The 17,796-nt window shown below is 68.0% G+C and carries 14 protein-coding genes and 1 pseudogene; 13 read left to right on the plus strand and 2 right to left on the minus strand.

What is annotated here, in order from left to right:
- The 8 genes from ND747_RS15015 to ND747_RS15050 form a co-directional block, all read left to right on the plus strand.
- Nucleotides 1-2,223, plus strand: a 2,223-nt coding sequence (locus ND747_RS15015; protein ID WP_251734245.1) for a type I polyketide synthase, incomplete at its 5' end; no start/stop codon positions are given.
- Entirely contained in the window at nt 2,216-3,022 is an 807-nt protein-coding gene (locus ND747_RS15020) for an arylamine N-acetyltransferase (RefSeq protein WP_251734246.1), read from the plus strand. The genes ND747_RS15015 and ND747_RS15020, both read left to right, overlap by 8 nt.
- Nucleotides 3,023-3,158: 136 nt before the next feature.
- Entirely contained in the window at nt 3,159-4,013 is an 855-nt protein-coding gene (locus ND747_RS15025) for a 3-hydroxyacyl-CoA dehydrogenase family protein (protein ID WP_251734247.1), read from the plus strand.
- Nucleotides 4,013-4,759 (plus strand): O-methyltransferase, encoded by a 747-nt coding sequence (locus ND747_RS15030; protein WP_251734248.1) that lies wholly within the window; start codon nt 4,013-4,015, stop codon nt 4,757-4,759. The genes ND747_RS15025 and ND747_RS15030 overlap by 1 nt, the downstream gene beginning before the upstream one ends.
- A complete protein-coding gene (locus ND747_RS15035) occupies nt 4,732-5,007 on the plus strand; it encodes an acyl carrier protein (protein ID WP_251734249.1) in 276 nt (91 codons plus the stop codon). The genes ND747_RS15030 and ND747_RS15035 overlap by 28 nt, the downstream gene beginning before the upstream one ends.
- Nucleotides 5,000-6,100, plus strand: coding sequence for an acyl-CoA dehydrogenase family protein (locus ND747_RS15040; RefSeq protein ID WP_285900566.1), 1,101 nt, complete (start codon nt 5,000-5,002; stop codon nt 6,098-6,100). The genes ND747_RS15035 and ND747_RS15040 overlap by 8 nt, the downstream gene beginning before the upstream one ends.
- Entirely contained in the window at nt 6,097-7,059 is a 963-nt protein-coding gene (locus ND747_RS15045) for a hypothetical protein (RefSeq protein ID WP_251734251.1), read from the plus strand. Before ND747_RS15040 ends, ND747_RS15045 begins: the two co-directional genes overlap by 4 nt.
- Before the next feature lie 11 nt (nt 7,060-7,070).
- Nucleotides 7,071-8,189 (plus strand): HAD family hydrolase, encoded by a 1,119-nt coding sequence (locus tag ND747_RS15050; protein ID WP_251734252.1) that lies wholly within the window; start codon nt 7,071-7,073, stop codon nt 8,187-8,189.
- 245 nt (nt 8,190-8,434) lie between these two features.
- On the opposite strand, the gene ND747_RS15055 is transcribed toward ND747_RS15050, so the two are convergent.
- Nucleotides 8,435-9,214, minus strand: a complete 780-nt coding sequence (locus tag ND747_RS15055) for an aminotransferase class IV family protein (protein ID WP_308204633.1) — start codon at nt 9,212-9,214, stop codon at nt 8,435-8,437.
- A gap of 46 nt (nt 9,215-9,260) precedes the next feature.
- The gene (locus ND747_RS15060; RefSeq protein ID WP_251734254.1) at nt 9,261-10,196 is read right to left on the minus strand and encodes a methylenetetrahydrofolate reductase; all 936 of its coding nucleotides are present in this window, start codon (nt 10,194-10,196) and stop codon (nt 9,261-9,263) included.
- A gap of 127 nt (nt 10,197-10,323) precedes the next feature.
- Here ND747_RS15060 and ND747_RS15065 point away from each other — a divergent pair.
- From ND747_RS15065 to ND747_RS29380, 5 genes and pseudogenes are all read left to right on the plus strand, one after another.
- Nucleotides 10,324-10,827 (plus strand): annotated as a pseudogene (locus tag ND747_RS15065) (transposase); the annotation flags it as partial.
- A gap of 428 nt (nt 10,828-11,255) precedes the next feature.
- Nucleotides 11,256-12,070, plus strand: a protein-coding gene (locus ND747_RS15070; protein ID WP_374216234.1) for an IS5 family transposase whose coding sequence is annotated in 2 segments (ribosomal slippage) — nt 11,256-11,610 and nt 11,610-12,070 — 816 coding nt in all. Because the reading frame shifts where the segments join, the coding sequence is not laid out codon by codon here.
- A gap of 1,626 nt (nt 12,071-13,696) precedes the next feature.
- Entirely contained in the window at nt 13,697-16,456 is a 2,760-nt protein-coding gene (locus tag ND747_RS15075; RefSeq protein ID WP_251734257.1) for a LuxR family transcriptional regulator, read from the plus strand.
- Between the two features lie 82 nt (nt 16,457-16,538).
- Nucleotides 16,539-17,303, plus strand: coding sequence for a thioesterase II family protein (locus ND747_RS15080; RefSeq protein WP_251734256.1), 765 nt, complete (start codon nt 16,539-16,541; stop codon nt 17,301-17,303).
- A gap of 108 nt (nt 17,304-17,411) precedes the next feature.
- The coding region (locus ND747_RS29380) for a 4'-phosphopantetheinyl transferase (protein ID WP_374216235.1) at nt 17,412-17,796 on the plus strand (385 nt) is incomplete at its 3' end.

The raw sequence follows: 17,796 nt of genomic DNA on the forward strand, positions 1-17,796 counted from the left end.
GTGTCGGTCCGTTCGCGTCCTTCGGGTGGTGAGGGGTGGGAGCGCAATGCCGAGGGTTTCCTCGCTCCCGTTGCCGCCGTGATCGTCCAGGAGGGCGCTGACCTGGCGGCCTGGCCGCCACCGGGCGCCGAACCGGTGCCCTTGGATGGTTTTTACGAGCGGCTGTTCGAACACGGCTACAGCTACGGGCCGTCGTTCCGGAGCCTGACCGCGGCCTGGACCCGGGAAGGGGAGATGTTCGGGGAAGTGCACTTCTCGAAGGACACCGGAACCGACGTGGCCGGATACGGAATCCACCCCGCCCTCTTGGACGCCGCCCTGCACCTGTCCATGGCCACCGCACCGCCCAGCGACACCGGTGGCGTGATGGTCCCGTTCGCGTGGAACCGCGTCGTCCTGCACGCCACCGGCGCCACCACCGTCCGGATCCACGCGGCCCAGGGCCCCGACGGACTGAGGATGAACCTGACCGACCACGCCGGAGACCCGGTCCTGACCTTCGCCGCCCTGACCTCACGCCCCCTCATGCCGTCGGAGCTCACCGCCTCCTCCGCGGGCGGAGCCGTAGCGATGATGTTGGCCGTCGAATGGACGCCCGCCCTCGTCGGGGCCACTCATGCCACCGGCGACACGGTCGCCGGCGATCACCCGGGCTGCGTCGTGATCGCCGACGTGGCGGACCTGGAGGCGCTGGGCGAGGACGGGCTGGAGTGGTTGATCCTCGACGCGGAACCGTTGATCGCTGACTCCGCCGAGGGTGAGCTGGCGCGGGTCCGGGTGGTTCTGGCGCGGGTGCTGGAAGTGTTGCAGGCGTTCACGACCGAGCCGGTTTTTGCTGGGGCTCGGCTGGCCGTGATCGTCCGAGGTGCGGGCGACGATCCGGTGGCGGGCGCGGTCGCAGGACTGACCCGTTCGGCCCAGGCGGAGAACCCCGGCCGGATCCTGCTGGTCGACCTCGCCGATCCGGACCCCGGCACCGAACTCACGGGCTTGGTGGGGTTGCTCGGCCGGGCCGCGGCGGCCGACAAGTGGCAGATCCGGCTCCGGGACGGGCAGGTCGAAGCTCCCAGGCTCACCCGGGCCGAGCACGTCAACGGCACCGTGCGGGCTGGGGGCCTGGGTGCTGGTTCTGTGGTGGTGACCGGCGGGACTGGGACCTTGGGTGGGCTGGTGGCTCGGCATCTGGTCGCCGCGCACGGGGTTCGGAGTCTGGTTCTGGCTTCACGGCAGGGCCCGGCCGCTGAAGGAGCCGCGCGGTTGCGTGCCGACTTGGAGGCCGCCGGCGCGGATGTGCGGATCGTGGCCTGCGATGTCGCCGACCGGGCTCAAACCCAAGCCCTGCTTGCCGAAGTACCGGCGCCGCTCAGCGGGGTGATTCATACCGCTGGCATCCTGGACGACGCGGTTCTGGGCGGACTCACTCCGGAGCGGTTGGAGACGGTGCTGCGTCCGAAGGCGGATGCGGCCACGCACTTGGACGAGCTGACTCGTGGGATGGGGTTGGCGGCGTTTGTGGTGTTCTCCTCTGGTGCGGGGGTGTTGGGCACCCCGGGGCAGGCGAACTATGCGGCCGCGAACAGCTATCTCGATGTTCTTGCCGCCCGCCGTCGGGCCGCCGGTGAGGCTGCGGTGTCCCTGGCCTGGGGCTACTGGGCTGAAGCCACCACGATGACCGGGTATAAGACCGAAGGCGACGTGGCCCGGATAACCCAGGCCGGGATGGGTGCGCTGGAAACCGCCGAGGGGATGGCGCTGCTCGACGCGGCGCTCGACGGCGGACGTCCGGTACTCGTTCCGATGGTGCTGGATATGGCCGTCCTGCGCCGTCACGACGGGCCGGTCCCCGGGGCGCCGTGGGCGTGGCCGCTGGCGCGCATGCTGGCGGCCGGACCGCAGCGCCGCACCGCCGCCGCCAGCAATGTGGGAGCGCTGCAGGCGACGCTGGCCGCGATGGCGCCGCAGGACCAGGTTCAGCACCTGGCGGGCCTGGTCAGCTCCGAAGCAGCCGTCATCCTCGGCACAGCCGGGCGGGACCTGGTCGCCATCGACAGTCCGCTGCTCGACATCGGATTCGATTCGCTGACGGCGGTCGAGCTCCGTAACCGGCTCACCAGGCTGACCGGGGTCCCCCTGCCCGCGACCCTGGTGTTCGACCACCCGACCCCATCCATGATCGCCGAGCGATTGACGGAACTGATGAGAAAAGAGCAGACCCATGCTTGACGTTGGTCAGTACCTCGCCGCCATCGGCTACGAGGGGCCGCTGGATCCCAGCCTGCGAACCCTTCGAGGTCTGCATGAAAGCCACGTCCGGGCGGTGCCATACCACACTCAGCCCAACGACGCCGAGTTCCTGACCGGCGCCGAATTCGACGTCGTCCAGGCCTTTCAGCGTTCGATCGTCAGCCGGGCCGGTGGAAGCTGCTACGAGCTGAACGAATCGTTCCGTCAACTGCTCGAACAGCTCGGCTTCACGGCGCACCGGCTGGCGGCGAGCACGCGACTGCCGAGTGGCCGGTTCGGGCCCGAGATCGAGCACTTGGCCGTGCTGGTGGACCTGGACGGCGAGCAGTGGATCGCTGACGTCGGCTACAGCGAACCGACCTCCTTCGGTCCGCTGAAGATCACCAGCGAGGTGCAGCTGCAGGACGGCTTCGAGTTCCGCATGGTGCCCGACGGCGAGTGGTGGCTGCTCGAACGGCTTTCTCCGGTGAAAGGGTGGTCGGGGCTCTACCGGTTCAAGGCGGTGGCGCGTTCGCAAGCCGACTTCGCCGCCAGCATCGGCGAAATCGCCGCGCAGCTGAGCGAATGGCCGGCGGCGAATCTCCGGATCCTCAGCCGGGTGGTCGGGAATTCGACCGTCTTGATGACCGGCCGTCGCCTCATGAAGCACGACGTCGGCCGAGAGGAGAGCCGCATGGTGATCGACCAGGGCGAGTACGAGAGGCTCACCGACCTGATCCTCGATCCCGAACTGACCGACGAAGAACGCGCGGTGCGGATAAAGGAATTCTATCCGTGAGCGGTGAGACGCCGTTGTTCGATTCATGAGGTCGCCGTGCGCGATGTGCTCATCGACACCCTCGCCCCATGCCCGCAGGCAGACAGCACCTCAACTCCTGGAATCAGCCATCTAGCACGGAAGGGATCGCATGAATATGACTGGAGCGGGCGGCGACCGTATCGCCGTGTTCGGCGCCGGCGTTATGGGAGTCGGCATCACCGCGCTCGCGCTCGGGCACGGCGTCCCGGTTCTGCTGGTGGACGTGGATCCGGACAGGCTCGCCACTGCGGCCGGTGAGGTCCGCGGACATCTTAGGCAGGCCCAGCTGATGGGTGCGCTGCCGGACGTGCCGATCGGCGGGTTGACCACCTCGGAGTCGCCGGAGGGCGTCGAGGGCGCGATCGCTGTCATCGAGGCCGTCACCGAGCACTTCGAGACGAAGGTCAAGCTGCACAACGAGATAGCGGCGGCGGTCGCTCCCGGTACACCTCGTATCACGAACACGTCGTCGATCCCGGTCGCCGAGCTTGCCGCAGCGGTGCCGCACCCCGAGGACCTCGTCGGCGTCCACTTCATGAACCCGCCGTCGCTGATCAGGACGATCGAGGTGATTCGCGGGCCGCAGACCGGCGACGCGGCGCTGGCCGTCGTCAGGGCACTGGTCGAGCGGCTCAGGCGCAGGCCGATCGTCGTGGCAGACGGGCCTGGCTTCGTGACCAGCACGTTGCTGCACCGGATGATCAACGCTGCGGCCGACCTCGTCGAACAGGGGCGCGCGTCGGTCGAGGACGTGGACGCGCTCATGGAGGGCTGTCTCGGCCACCCGAGCGGCCCGCTGCGCACGGCTGACCTCATCGGGATCGACAACCTGGTCGACTCGCTACGCGTGCTGCACGAGCGGACCGGTGACATGGGATGCAGCCCCTCGCCGCTGCTGCTGAGGAAGGTCGCCGAGGGCGAATTCGGCCGCAAGACCGGCCGTGGTTTCTACGCATACGGGACGTTCTGATGGCGGGCCAGGTCGAGGTGAGCGACGTACTCCAGCAGTACGTGCGCGACGTTTCCCTGCGCGACGACGAGGTACTGCGCGATCTGGCGGCCGAGACCGTCGGTATGAGCGCCCTCGCCGCGATGGTCACCATGCCAGAGGAGGGCCAGTTGCTGGCCCTCCTGACCAGCCTCGTGGGCGCCCGCAACGTGCTGGAGCTCGGCACGTTCACGGGCTACGGCGCGTTGTGCATGGCACGCGCCTTGCCGTCCGGAGGCCGTCTCGTGACCTGCGACATCAGCGAGCGCTGGACGCGCATCGCCCAGCGGTACTGGGAGCGCGCGGGCGTCGCGGACCGGATCGAACTGCGGCTCGACAAGGCCGCAAAGGTGCTCGACGCGCTCCTCACCGAGCAGGGCCCCGACAGCTTCGACCTGGTCTTCATCGATGCGGACAAGACCGGCTATCCCGAATACTTCGAGCGCGCGCTGACCTTGGTACGGCCGGACGGCCTGATCATCCTCGACAACACCCTGTTCTTCGGCCGGGTCGTGGATCCTGCCGCGCAGGACCTTGACACGCTTGCCATCAGGGAGCTCAACGCCGCACTGCGCGACGACGATCGCGTCGAGCTGTCGCTCATCCCGATGGCCGACGGCATCACCCTGGCGCGCAAGCTGGCGCCGGACCCGCACCTCTCGTCTCAGACCGATCATCACCGGAAAGAAAGGAGTGCATCATGCCTGAATCAACCTCCGAGCAACTGACGATCGCAATGATCGAACAGCGACTGCTTGACTTCCTCGTCGAGCGGACCAAGATCGAGTGGGAGGTCGGGCAGGACCTGTTCGAATCCGGGGTGCTCTCGTCGTTGTTCGCGATGGAGCTCGTCGTCTTCGTGGAAAAAGCCTTCGACGTCTCCATCGAGCGCGAGGACCTCGCCTTGGCCAACTTCCGCACCGTGCGCGCGATGACCGACTTGGTGCTGCGGCTGGGGAAAGCCGCCGATGCGTGAGGATCTGCCTGTAATCGTGACCGAGGCGGTCGGTGATGCGGCCGGGCGCTGGGACCTGGCCGGCGAGATTCCCTTGGACCTGCTGCGCGGACTGGGCGGCAAGGGCCTGCTGTGCCCCGAGATCGCGACGCAGTTCGGCGGGCTCGGCCTGACCGGCCGGGAGTGCGGGGAGCTGACCGCCCACGTCGGCTCCCTGTGCAGCTCGCTTCGCAGCGTCATGACCTCTCAGGGGATGGGCGCCTGGACCATCTGGCGGCTCGGCGACCGTACCCAGCGCGAGCACTACCTACGCCGCCTCACCGCTGGCGAGCTCGCGGCCGTCGCGTTCAGCGAACCGGACGCCGGGAGCGACCTGTCGGCCATGTCCACCCGGATCCGCGAGGACGGGGACACCCTCGTCGTCGACGGCGTCAAGACCTGGATCACGGCCTCTGTGTACGCGGATCTGCTCGTTGTCTTTGGCCGCTACGGCGACGGTGGCGCGGCCGTCATCGTTCCGGCGACCAGCCCGGGCGTCCGGCGTGATCCGGCTCAGTCGCCGATGGGCTGCCGCGCCGCCGGGCACGCGACGGTGACGCTCGACGCGGTGCGCGTTCCGCGCACGAACCTGCTCGGCGCCGCCGGGCAGTCCCTGGCCATGCTCACCACGATCGCGCTGACCTGCGGCCGTCTCTCGGTCGCTTGGGGCTGCGTCGGAATCCTGCGCGCCTGCCTGGCCGCGGCGGCGGCGCACGCGCGCGACCGGCGGCAGTTCGGCGTGCCGATTGCCAGGCACCAGCTCGTCGCCCGTCATCTGGCGGAACTGTACGTCGCGGAGCGCACCGCGACTCTGGCCTGTGAGCGGGCCAGTGACTGCTGGGACGCGGGCTCACCCGACCAGTTCACCGGGGCCGTGCTCGCCAAGCTCGTCGCCTCCCGGGCGGCGGCCCAGGGCGCCGCGACCGCGGTTCAGGTGCTGGCCTCCGCGGGAGCGCAGGACGGGCACGTCGTCGCCCGCGCTTACCGGGACGCCAAGCTCATGGAGATCATCGAAGGTAGCAACGAGGTCAGCCAGCTGATTCTCGCCGATCGGGTGATGGGAGTGGGCGGATGACCATCGGCATCGGAGCGATCACGTGCCTGTTGCCGCAGAGGCGGGTCGCCGTGTTCGAGTTGCCCGAACTGTCCGAGCTCGGGTCGAGGGAGCGCGAGTTCCTGGAGACCTCCGGCGTGCGCACGGTCGGCGTGTTCGAGGACGGCGACGTCGGCTCGCTGGCCGGCCGGGCCTGCAAGACGCTGCTTGAGGAGTACGGGGGGAACCCCGATGTGATGATCATGGTTGGGCCGCGCGCGCCGGATGTGCTGATCGGGTCCGACGTCTGCAAGGCCCAGGCGCACGGCGACGTCAAGGGCGCCTTCGCCTTCGCCGTGGACGGTCTCGGATGCGCGGGCTCGTCCGCGGCCTGGGCCCTCGCCCGCGATCTGCTGATCGCGGACCCGAGCCGCGAGAGCGTGCTGATCACCTTCGCCAGCCTGCCGACCGGCGAGTTCCGGATCCGCTATCCGGTCACGGTGATCGGCGATGGCGCCTACGCCATGACAGTCGTGCGCGGCGGTCGGCCGGTGCTGCGCGCCCACCGACAGGAGACCGATGGCGCCTTCCACGACCTGTTCTATGTCGACTACAAGAGCGGCCCGATGCCGGAATGGCGCGAGGAATGCCGCTCACGCGACCGGTACAGCTTCGAGTTGGCCATGCACAGCAGGGTCCGGTTGAGTGCGCTGGTCGACGGCGTGCTCAAGGACGCCGGGATCACGAAGGCGGAGGTCTCCGCGACGTTGATGCAGAACGTCACCGAAAGCGCCTTCAGGTTCTACGAGCAGACCCTTGAGCTGCCGATCCACCGGTTCTGCCGGGCCCACCTCGCCGACGCCGGGCACCTCGGGGCTATGGACGTCGTGCTCAACCTCCAGCGGGTCGTGTCCATGGGGGGCGTGAGCCGCGGGGATTTCGTGTTGGTGCTCAACAACAGCCCCGTGGCGGCGTGGATCGTCACGCTGTGGGAGATCTAGGGAGTCATCTGATGGCGAACGAGCCGACGCTGGTCAAATGCCTGATCTGGGACCTCGACAACACACTGTGGCAGGGGACGCTCGCCGAGCGGGACAAGGTCGCCTTGAGCGACGCCGTCCGGAAGGTGATCCTCGGACTCGATGAGCGCGGCATCCTGCAATCGGTCTCCAGCCGCAACGACTTCGACAACGCGTGGAGTCGGCTGGAGGAACTCGGCGTGGCGGAGTACTTCGTCGTGCCGCGTATCGGCTGGACGCCCAAGTCCGCCATGGTCAAAGAGATCGCAGACGAACTCTCGTTCGCACTCGGGACCATCGCCTTCATCGACGACATGCCGGCCGAGCGCGCCGACGTCTCCTACCACCATCCCGAGGTGCGCTGCTACGAGGCCGAGCGCGCAGCCGATCTGCTGGAACTGCCCGAGTTCACACCCACGGTGATGACCGTCGACGGACGGCGCCGCCGCCAGATGTACCAGGCGGCGGCCCACAGGCAGACCGCGAGGTCCGAGTTCGCCGGTCCCGACGAGGACTTCCTGCGCACGCTCGGCATGATCCTGCGGATCGTCCGCGCCACCGAGGAGGAGATCACCCGGGTCGAGGAGCTCACTCTGCGCACGAGCCAGATGAACGCCACCGGCGTGCACTACTCGGACGAGACCCTGCGCTCGCTGCTCGCGGACGGGGCCCACGAGGTGCTCGTAGTCACGCTCGACGACAAGTTCGGTGCCTACGGCGCGGTGGGCGTGCTGCTGATCGAGAAGTTCGAGCACGCGTGGAACGTAAAACTGCTGGCCACCTCATGCCGTGTGGTCTTCTCCGGCGCGGGCACGATACTGCTGCGCTGGCTGACCGACTCCGCGGCGAACGCGGGGGTCCACCTGGTCGCCGACTTCCGCAGGACGGACCGCAACCGGATGGCCGAGGTAGCCTACGGATTCGCCGGTTTCCGCTCCGAGGACTGCGACTGCGCCACCGAGATCCCGCCGACGTCCGAACCGGAGACCGCGCGGCTGCACCTCGCGCCCACGCGGCAAGGTCCACCGGTCACGATGACGGTCCACGCCCCCGACCTCCGCTCACCCGAGGCCGCCGACCTCGTCTGGGGTCCACCCGCGTCGGAGGCGTGAACCGCGACGTCGCCGAGATGCTCCGGCTCGTCCGCGAGAAGTCGATCTCGACGGCCGACGGCGACTGAGGCTCAAGGAACTGCGCTCGGCCGCCGAGACGTCGGCGGCCGCGAATCCCACGAGCGCGGGCGGATCGTCGTGATCGGCATGGCGGGACGCATGAGCGCCGCACGTACCAGGACCGGTGGCGGATACTCGCCAAGGGCCACGCAGCTTCAACCCGTGTTCGATGGAACAGCGGCGTCTTACAGTGACTCGCCGGGGGTTTCCGCGTACAGCTTGCGTACCTTGTCGAGGACCTCGTGGTCGGTGCGCCATTCGGTGCTGTCGACGGACAGTACCGCTCGTACGCCGGTGCCCGCGTTGCTGACGAACGCTGCCTCCATGTCCGGAAGGTCGGACAGGCTGACGGGTACCGTCGCGGCCAGCCGGTCGAGCCCCTGGTCGATCAACGCCATGGTGATGCCCGGTAGCCATTCGGCCTGAGGCCACACCACCCGCCCCTGGTGCACGAAGCCGATATTCGACGTCGAGGCTTCAATGATCATTCCATCGTCGCTGGTGAACAGCACGTCATCGAAGCCGGCCCGCTGTGCGCGACGGCGGTGCATGAGCGCCCCGAAGACGCTGACGTGTTTGACCGTCGGAATCTCGCGCCGATACCGAGTGGCCTGAAGCCTCAGGGGCACCGAGACTCCGTGCCTTGCTGGCCGGGTGGTCACCAGGACGCTCGGCTCCGCGTCCGAGCCGATGGTCCCGAGGTCGAGAGCCGGGTCGTAGACCGTGACCCGAACGATGACCGGTTCCGGATTCCCGGCCAATGCGTGCCGCACATGATGACGAACGGCGTCGGTGTCGAGTTCGACGTCGAAGAGTCGCCGACAGTCCCTCGTCAAACGATCCAAGTGCAGGGAAAGACCCCGAACGGCGAAATCCTTTACCAGCATAGACGTGAAATGCCCGTAGTTGGTCAGGGCGAGCACTCTTATCTGGTCCGGACTGGCCGGAGCGCCATTCATTTCCATCTCGTCCTCAAGTACTCGAAGAAATCCGCAGGCCGATGATCGTGTCTCAGTCCAGCTGGCTGCGGATCTCGCGGGCGAGGTCGATCGAGGCGTCGATCTCGACCTTGCGGTTGGTGAGGCTTTCGACGTTGATCCCAAACGGCAGGCCGAGCCGGCGGCAGAACCCGATGAGGACTCGGGCATTGACGACGCACTGCTCGTACGACGCTGTCAGCGGGTCGCTGGACCGGGTGATCTCGGTCCGCAGCCAGCCGGGGACCTCGATGCCGAGCCAGGACATGAACTCCAGGGTCTTCATCGAGCCGCACGGCGCGAGGGACAGCACGACCGGCGCCGGGTCCAGACCTTGGTCCCGGCAGCCGTAGGCATAGTCGGATAGCAGGTTCCGGGTGTGGTCCAGGTCGTAACAGATCTGGGAGACGAAGAACTCGCAGCCGGCATCCTGCTTGCGCAGCATGCGGTGGTGCTCTGCACCCGCATTCGCGTGCCGCTCGGCGATCGCAACGCCGCCCAGGCGTGGCGGGCGCGGCAGCTCAGCGTGCCGGTGGTAGGCCTCGGGCAGGCTCGTCCGCACCACCTGGTGCCGGGACGCCGCCCCGACCAGCACGGTCAGCACCCGGTCGCGGGAGGTCTCCGACAGCCACTGGCCCAACTCGTCTCCGGTGTACTTGCTCACGGCGCGGTAGACGACCACCGGCCCGGCCCAGCCGGCCAAGTGCCGGTCGAGGAAGACGGCCGGATCCATCATGGGCATGAACGGGAACGGCCGCGGGGCCGAGGACCGGTCCGCTTCGGCATCCACGTCGTAGAGGAGGAGCCCGTCGACCTGCACTGACTGGAGCAGGGTCAAGGTCGCCTCGGCGACGGCGTCCGCCTGTTCTGAGGTGGTGGTTGCCCGCGGCGGGGTCAGGCCGTAGAGCAGGACACCGTCACGGGTCCTGGCAAGAAGCTCGGCGGCACTGGTGGTTTCGTGAGAAGCCATCCATCAATTATGTCAGGCGCTGGGCGTGGTCAGCGCTTAGCCTCGGGCTTTCACCGAGGTGATCGTCTGTTGGGGTGTCGGGAATAGGAAATGCTCCTGGGCTGGGAGGACCGGGCTTGCTGAGGGCCTGAATCCAGCGGTACCAAGGAGCACCTTCGCGGTGAAGGCTACCGCTCCGTACCCGTCTGTCCCCGTGGACACCGCCGGGTGTGGCACCTGTCGCGCTCGGGCGGGCTGATGCTGACCGAGACGGTCCGGGTCAGCGGTCTCGGGCAGGCCCGGTCGGCGGTGTTGACGCCATGGCGCCGGCCGGGCGGTGCACGATGCGGCCAGGGTGCTGTGCGACCTGGTGCTGTCGCTGGCGTTGGGCGGGGACTGCCTCGCGGACGTGTCGCTGTTGCGCGCTGAACCGGCCGTGTCGGGCCGGTGGCCTCGGACCCGACGGTGTCCCGCACTGACCGGCTGGCTTGCGAGATCGTCTGGGCCCTGAAAGCGATCGACGCTGCCCGGGCCCACGCCCGGGAACGGGACGTGGGCTGGCATGCACGACCCGCGCGCCTGGGTGTGCGCCGAGAATCCGCTGGTCGTCGACCTGGACGCCACGTTGGTTGCCGCTCATTCGAAGAAGGAGAAGGAGAGGGCTGACCGGACCTGTTCGGACACGACTTTCTTGTTTTGTCTGGCTGCCGGACCCTGTTGGCCAATTACACGCAGGTACGGTTCGAGCGAGCCGACCCGGTGCTCGAGAGGTCGGCGCACGCCGTTTAGTCCGTTATGCGGCGTCCGGTAGAGCGCTGTTTCTAGATCAGGTAGGCCCTGTCGAATAGGCCAGCAGGGTCCTGCCGGTTGGGGGACGATGATCGCTGCTCGACAGGTACGGCCGTGGATGGCGGGCGGTGCACGTGTGGCGACGCATCAGGCGAGGACCGCACGGTCCCTCGCGTCGCGGGCGTAGGTCGTGGTGCGTCGCGCCGAGGCCGGGACTGACTCGCGGGTCGCGACCGAGCTTAGAGCGCGTCTCGTGTGGCTGCGGCGGGTATATGTCTGATCATGGATGTGATGGAGAGCAGTCTGGCGACCCGACTGGTCCCGGATGATCTGTGGGCGTTGGTGGAACCGCTGTTGCCCGGGTTCGAGGCGCGCCTGCAGGGTGGGGGGACCGCGCCGTTGGAGGATCGGGCGGTGTTCACCGCGGTGGTCTACGTGCTGACCGCGGGCTGTGCGTGGCGGCATCTTCCGACTGAGTTCGGGGTGTCGGTGCCCACCGCGCACCGCCGGTTCCAGACGTGGACGCGGGCGGGGGTCTGGCCCCGGCTGCACCGGGCGGTCCTGGACGCTCATGGTGAGGCCGGGCGGATCGACTGGTCGTCGGTGATCGTCGATGCGGCGAGTCTGCGGGCGAAAAAAGGGGGACTCTGATCGGGCCGAACCCGGTCGATCGCGGCAAACCGGGTTCGAAAATTCATGTGCTGGCCGACGCCGAGGGGTTGCCGCTGGTCGTGGCGGTCTCCGGAGCGAACCTGCACGACAGCCACGCCCTGATCCCGCTGGTCGCCAGTATCCCGGCGATCCGCTGCCTGCGCGGGCAGCGGCGACGCAGGCCCGCGAAGCTTCGGGCTGACAAGGCCTACGACCAGCAGGGCCTGCGCCGGTTCCTGCGCCGACGCCGCATCGGCGTCCGGATCGCCCGGCGTGGGGTGGACAGTACCGAACGTCTTGGCAGGCACAGGTGGAAGATCGAGCGGACGATCGCGTGGTTTGACGGCTACCGTAGATTGACCGTCCGCTACGAACGGAACGGGCTGAACTTCCTCGGATTTCTTTGCCTGGCCGCAGCGATCACCTGCTGGAAGAAACTCCCACACCCCACGTGAGACACGCACTTAGGATCGATGAGTCGACGGTGTCGTGTTGGCGACGCGAGTCACCCGATGGTTGGGACCAGGCCATCGCGCACCGCGGCATCCTCGCCACCATCCGCGGACGCGAGCCCTCGTGGTCAACGCATCGTAGTCGGAGCGCGGTCCACAGTCATAGCCACGTATACGCGAACTGCCTGATGGGACGTATTGGGCGGTCCGAACGAGTCTGCTGGATCAATGGTGGCGTCGCTGAAGTTTTCTACGCATGGTGACGAAAGCCCGAGTGTTGAGCAGCCGGCGGTTAGCGGCTCGGCGCAGTGCACGGCGCGTGGGTATATCGGCAGAAACCGCAGGTGGGGGGCGAGGTTTCGAGTCGGGCTCTCGTCGACGATCACGTGGTAACTGTACTGAGACCCGAATCACTTGCAGTTCGGACATGCGTTCGCTAGCCTCAATGCGTGTCGCCTCATGGCTCCCCATACCCAGAAGTCTAACAGCTTGCGCAGTGGAGACATCCGGCGGTAGTAGATCAATTCGCCAGTAGAACCTTTCGCCACTCGACGCCCAGGGTGCGCGGTGGGAGGAGTCTTTCTATGTTAGGGCGGCTACTGGCATAGTACGTTCCAGCCTTACTAGACCTCTACGGCTACCTCGATGCGGGGAATTGGGGTATTAAGATGTTCCCGACTGGTCAGGGTGAACTTCGGTTGACATATCCTCTGGTGCTACAGGGGCGAATTAGGCGGTACCTCGTGACGGCGTGAACGTTCGGCTGGCGCCGTCGGATGGGGGAACGCTGATGTTTCCAGAAACCAACTCCAAGGAGTGGAATTGGCTGTATCTGGATGTCGCGACACGATCTTCTGCGACGATGTTGCCGGGCTTTCGGCGATCGTGTTTCACAGCACCGTCCGACTGTCGTCATCCACCTCGCCGTGATCGATGTCCGTCGTGGGGCGGTCTTCGGCCCCAGCCCGGGTCGCCGTGCTGCCGGTGCGCGAAGCCACAGGCTGGGGCGGCATCGAGAACTTTGACACAAGAACCTAACTCACCCGGCCCCATGTGACCCGCGAACAACACGCCTGCGGCCTCGACTCAGTCGTCGCCGCGGCGACCAGTGTTCGCCGCCGTCCAGCGTCTTCGTGATGGCCTTGTGCAGCAGGGCGTCCAGGGCAAGCGCGCGGACAGCCCGTCTGCGGCTCGTCGGCCAGTCCATCCAGCCGGTCCTGCGGGGCCGGCCCACCGCGTCACCGCCTTGGCAACCGGTCCCCGACCGGCGTTGCGAGAAGGGGCCTGTTTGTCTGCCCGGCGCCCAGCCCGACACGATCCCGCGACAGAGGCGCTCCAGCCTGCGACGTCTTCGCCTGGCGTACCAGATCTCCAACACCGCCGCTCCTGCCGGTCAGTTCGATGTGCGTAGGCCTACCCCAGGTCCAGATTGTACAAAGAATCGGAGGCGCATGACTGTCGGTCGGCTGAACGAGTATTGCGGCTGCTGCAGTGATTCTTCGACGAACGCGTCTGGGTCGCTTCGCTCGTGGCCGTTTATGAATTGTCTGCCTTTGCGCCGAGAAATTTTCTGCATGGGCGCATGGGGCCTGGTGTTAAGAGAGAACAGTCTTGGCGAACACGGAAGACATGAGCGGACTGACTGAGCTATCCGAGCATGTGGGGCGCTGTCGCGGCGGCGCCCGGCAGATCGTGGTAGTGACTGGAGCCGTGGGGGTGGGCAGGACCCGGCTCGTGCACGCCTTCGCCGACCGGGCCATCGCAGCGGGCGAGCTGTTCTGCGAGGCCACCGCGTCCAGGGCGGAGCGTAACCTGCAGTTCGGGGTGCTCGGCCAGTTGTTCCTTAGCCCGGTTCTGCCGGCCGCGGTTCGCGAGCGCGCCGCCGGGCAACTCGCCGTGCGCAGCGTGCTTACCCAGAGGGACGCGGCGGACCAGTTCGCAGCCGACGACGACGAGATTGTCTCCAGCGTCGCGCACAATCTCAGCGTCCTCATCCTCGACCTTTTCAAGGAGACTGGCCAGGCCCTGATACTCGCGGTTGACGACGCCCAGCACGCCGACCGCTCCTCGCTGAGCGCACTGGCCTCGGTCGCCAACCGGCTCGGCCACGCGCCGCTGCTCCTGCTGTTGAGCGCGGCCGACGGGCCAGGGCCTTTCAACCCGGCCTTTCTGGCCGAACTACCCGCGGTCTCGCGTATTCGGCTCGACCCGCTGGGGCCCGCGTCGGTCGAGGCCGTCCTCGCCAAGCAGTTCGGAGGGGACACCGCGGCCCGGCTCGCGCCGGAGTGCCTGCGGCTGAGTGGCGGCATCCCAGCGCTCGTCCGGGGACTGATCGAGGACGTTCGGCATCGACCGGCCGACGGCCCAGGCGGCCCGCTGATGCGCGTCGGCCCGGAGACCGGCCGGGCGCTGCTCAGAATCCTGCATCGCTCCGACTCCGCGATGCTGTGCGTGGCCCGGTGGCTGGCCGTGGTCGGGGAGCAGGCTCCGGTGGCCACCGTCGTGCGGCTGACCAAGCTGGACTGCGGCGCCTTGGAGCGCATGCTGTCCCTTCTCGAGGCGGGCGGCGTGCTGGCGGACCGCGCGTTCCGCGATCCGCTGTTGCGCGACGCCGTGCTCGACGGCCTGCGGCCTGAGCTTCGCGCCGAGATGCACGCCGAGGCTGCCGAGGCGCTGTGGCTGGAGGGCTCGCAGGCCCAGGTGATCGCGGACCATCTACTGCTCGCCGGCGGGCACGACGCCTCCTGGACCGGCGCCGTGCTCAACGACGCGGCGGAGCACGCCCTGACCTGCGGGGAGGTCGGCAACGCGCTCGACTACCTGCGGCTCGCCCACCAACTGGCACCGGATGCGGCGTCCCGCGCGGCCGTCCGCTCTGTGTTTTCGCGCGCCGCATGGCGTCTCGACCCGGCTTTGGCGATCCGTCACCACGACCGTCCCTTGTCGGAGGCGGTCGGCGACCTCGCTGACGATGGCACGATCCTGAACCGAATCAGTGGTCTGCTCTGGTTCGGCCGGGCAGACGAAGCGCGCGAGACGATGCGCCGGGCCGCCGCGTTCGGCGGCGACGGCCGCTATCAGGCCCGGTTGGACGCGCAGCGGGCCTGGTCCTCGCTGCTGTTTCCCGGGCGGCCCGAGGCCACGGGCATCAACGAGCTGGCTGAACGGTTCCGCCTAGGGCTCGCGGGCAGCGGACCGGCTGAACTCGCGGTCTCCCTGCTCGTCAACATGCTGACAGACGCGGACGGCGGGGACGCCGCCGAGCGCGTGCTGCAGGAGGTGCGGCTCGAGGAGCGCACGCTGCCGCTGCTGGTATCCGCGCTCTCCGCACTGATCTTCGGCGGCCGCGTGAATCAGGCAGCCAAGTGGGCCGACTCGCTGCGGCAGGACGCGGCCGAGCACGGGGCACCCACCTGGAATGCGCTGTTCACCGCTGCGCGCGCCCTGACCGCGCTGCGGCAGGGCGACGTCACGCTGGCCGAGTCGCAGGCCCGCGAGGCCCTGCAGCTGACCTCCGCCGGAAGCTGGGGCGTCGCGGTGGGCTTGCCGCTCAGCGTGCTGCTGCAGGCGGGGACGGCGATGGGCAGGTACTGCGAGGCGTTCAGCCACCTACAGATCCCCGTGCCCGACGCCATGTTCGAGACCCCGTTCGGTCTGCTGTACCTGCAGGCCCGGGGACGCGTGCACATCGCCCGCGAAGACTTCGGCAGCGCGCTGCGCGACTTCCGGACCATTGGGCGGCTGGCCGCGGCCTGGCGGATGGACTATCCCGCGCTGGTGCCCTGGCGAAGCGACGCCGCGCTCGTCCACCTGCGGATAAACGGGGCTCAGTCCGCCCGCGAGCTGGTGAACGATCAGTTGCGCAGGCTCTCGCCGTGGCACGAAAGAGAGCGTGGCATCTCGTTGCGGGTGCTGGCCGCGTGCAGCGACCTACCCAAGCGGGCGCTGCGGCTGAGTCAGGCCGTCAAGGCGCTCCAAGCCGGCGGCGATCGGCTGGAGCTCGCCTACACGCTCGCCGACCTGGGCGTGGCATACCACACGTTGGGCGAGATCAACCAAGCCCGCCGAATCAGCCGACAGGCGTACCACATCGTTCGGCAGTGCGGTGCCCGTGCGTTGACCGGCTCGCTGCTTCCGCAGACCGACTCGATGCAGGGCACGGAGCAGGCCGAGGAGCCTCAGGCGCCGAGGCCGGTCTCGACGCTGAGCCAGGCGGAGCGCCGTGTGGCCGCGCTCGCGGCGGACGGTTATTCGAACCGGCAGATCGCCTCGAAGCTGTACATAACGGTCAGCACCGTCGAGCAGCACCTCACCAAGGTCTACAGCAAGCTCAAGGTGAAGCGCAGGCATGACCTGGCGTTCGGCCTGCATCGCGAGGCCGCGGGGTAGAGCGCGGCTGCCTGGCCAGCCCCCTGGCCCCCCGCGGGCTGTCCACCCAACGCGTTCAACGACAAGAAGAAACGGTGACGGCATGACCGGCATAGCATCAGGCGGCGACCAGTGGATTCGACGGTTTCACCCAGCCGCGGAGGGTGCGCCACGGCTGGTATGCCTGCCGCACGCGGGCGGCTCAGCGAGCTTCTACTTCCCGGTGTCGAAAGCGTTGAGCCCAGGCATCGAGGTGCTCGCCGTGCAGTATCCCGGACGCCAGGACCGCCGCTTCGAGGCCTGCGTCCGGGATATCGGCGTTCTCGCCGACCGAATATGCGAGGCGCTCGGCCCGTGGACCGCCGGCCGCGCGCCCGCCGTGCTCGGCCACAGCATGGGTGCCACGCTCGGCTTCGAGGTGGCCTGGCGGCTCCAGCAGCGCGCGAACCTCACGGTTCGTCATCTGTTCGCCTCGGGCCGGAGGGCGCCGTCCACGCGCCGGGACGAGAATGTGCACAAACGCGATGACGCGGGCGTGATCGAGGAGCTGCGGCTGCTCAACGGGACTGGACTCGGCCTGCTGGAGAATCAGGAGACGCGCGACCTGATGCTGCCCGCAATTCGCGGCGACTACACCGCGATCGAGACCTATGTCCCCAGCTCCGGCGCGGTGCTCTCCTGCCCGGTCACCGTGCTTACCGGCGAGCAGGACCCGAAGACCACCCTGGACGAGGCGCGCGCCTGGTCCATACACACCACTGGTGATTTCGACCTGAAAATTTACCCAGGCGGACACTTCTTCCTGCTCCAGCATGTGCCCGAGGTGCTCGGTCTGATCTCTAAAACCCTCGCCCCGATCTCCGGGTAGGGGTTTTCTACAGGGTCGCCCTGGAAGTCCGGAGAGGTATGTCGGGCGCATTGTGCCCGTTGACGCCCGGCCGTACGAAACGTGGTGTCCACGTTGTGGAAGGAAGTCATGGACGGTGTTCCAAACCCGCTCACGTCGCAGCCTCGCCGCGGAGCGCTCCGGGCCCTGATCGAGGAGATCGTGCCCCCACCGGCCGAGTGCGCGGACACCCGCGCGGACTGCGACGCGGAACTGCTGGCTGGCGAGCACGAGTACGTCGCTCGCGCAGTGCCTTCTCGGCGCGCGGAGTTTGTCACCGGACGGGCCTGCGCCCGCCTCGCCCTCGCCCGCCTCGGTGTTGCCCCACGGCCGATTCTGCGCGGGCCGCGCGGCGAGCCCACCTGGCCGCGCGGCATCGTCGGCAGCATCACGCACTGTGAAGTTGACCCGATTCTGTTCACACCTGGGCTCTTTGAGATAATGGTCTCAGGGAGGAGTACAGGTGCCGAGATCA

Source organism: Frankia sp. R82 (genome assembly GCF_023716925.1).
GTDB lineage: Bacteria > Actinomycetota > Actinomycetes > Frankiales > Frankiaceae > Frankia.

Excerpts from the sequence above, each read along its gene's own strand:
- ND747_RS15020 (WP_251734246.1), top strand. The coding sequence starts at position 2,216 with ATGCTTGACGTTGGTCAGTACCTCGCCGCCATCGGCTACGAGGGGCCG.
- ND747_RS15025 (WP_251734247.1), top strand. The coding sequence starts at position 3,159 with ATGACTGGAGCGGGCGGCGACCGTATCGCCGTGTTCGGCGCCGGCGTT.
- ND747_RS15030 (WP_251734248.1), top strand. The coding sequence starts at position 4,013 with ATGGCGGGCCAGGTCGAGGTGAGCGACGTACTCCAGCAGTACGTGCGC.
- ND747_RS15035 (WP_251734249.1), top strand. The coding sequence starts at position 4,732 with ATGCCTGAATCAACCTCCGAGCAACTGACGATCGCAATGATCGAACAG.
- ND747_RS15040 (WP_285900566.1), top strand. The coding sequence starts at position 5,000 with ATGCGTGAGGATCTGCCTGTAATCGTGACCGAGGCGGTCGGTGATGCG.
- ND747_RS15045 (WP_251734251.1), top strand. The coding sequence starts at position 6,097 with ATGACCATCGGCATCGGAGCGATCACGTGCCTGTTGCCGCAGAGGCGG.
- ND747_RS15050 (WP_251734252.1), top strand. The coding sequence starts at position 7,071 with ATGGCGAACGAGCCGACGCTGGTCAAATGCCTGATCTGGGACCTCGAC.
- ND747_RS15055 (WP_308204633.1), bottom strand. The coding sequence starts at position 9,214 with ATGGAAATGAATGGCGCTCCGGCCAGTCCGGACCAGATAAGAGTGCTC.
- ND747_RS15060 (WP_251734254.1), bottom strand. The coding sequence starts at position 10,196 with ATGGCTTCTCACGAAACCACCAGTGCCGCCGAGCTTCTTGCCAGGACC.
- ND747_RS15075 (WP_251734257.1), top strand. The coding sequence starts at position 13,697 with ATGAGCGGACTGACTGAGCTATCCGAGCATGTGGGGCGCTGTCGCGGC.
- ND747_RS15080 (WP_251734256.1), top strand. The coding sequence starts at position 16,539 with ATGACCGGCATAGCATCAGGCGGCGACCAGTGGATTCGACGGTTTCAC.